The sequence below is a fragment of the Streptomyces sp. SID3343 genome, from assembly GCF_009865215.1.
GTDB lineage: Bacteria > Actinomycetota > Actinomycetes > Streptomycetales > Streptomycetaceae > Embleya.
In genome coordinates this window covers 1-587 of the sequence record NZ_WWJX01001230.1, presented here as the reverse complement: position 1 = coordinate 587, position 587 = coordinate 1, and the positions used below count along the sequence as shown (strand labels likewise).

The following is a 587-nucleotide window of genomic DNA, read 5'->3' as shown; positions in this document are numbered from 1 at the left end:
TCCTGCTCGCGGGGCGCACCCTGGACGCCGAGTCGGCGCGAGCGGTCGGCCTGGTGATGGACGTGGTGCCGGCGCCGTCGCTGATCGAGCACGCGCACCGGGTGCTCGACCGGATGGGCAGGTCGTCCGCGATAGCGCTGCGCCTGACCAAGCTCGTGGTCGACTCCCCGGGTGCCCATCCGGTGGCCGACGACCTCGCGCAGGCCGTGCTGTTCGAGGGGTCGGACAAAAGGGATCGGATGAACGCGTACCTGGCGAAGGGGAGCGAGACCTCATGACGATGACGGCAGCGGCGGCGACATCGGCGGTGACGGCGTGACGACGGTGGCGGGACGCGTCGGCGTCATCGGCGGCGGGCGGATGGGCGCGGGCATCGCCCAGTCCTTCGCCGCCGCCGGGTTCGAGGTCGTGGTGGCCGAGAGCAACGAGCAGGCCGCGGCCGCCGCACGCGAGCGGATCGCGGTCGGGCTGCGGCGCGCGGCCGAACGAGACGGCCTGGCCGAGCCGGTCGAGGCGGTCCTGACCCGGGTCGCCACGGTCCGCGCGATCGACGGCCTGCCGGCGGCGGCGGACCTGATCGTCGAGGC

At 74.4% G+C, this 587-nt stretch carries 1 protein-coding gene and 1 pseudogene; both read left to right on the top strand.

Going from position 1 to position 587, the window contains the following annotated elements:
* Positions 1 to 278, top strand: a pseudogene (locus tag GT354_RS38560) (enoyl-CoA hydratase/isomerase family protein); the annotation flags it as partial.
* 37 nt (positions 279 to 315) lie between these two features.
* Positions 316 to 587: 3-hydroxyacyl-CoA dehydrogenase NAD-binding domain-containing protein (locus GT354_RS38555; protein WP_346012366.1), on the top strand; the 272-nt coding region annotated here is incomplete at its 3' end.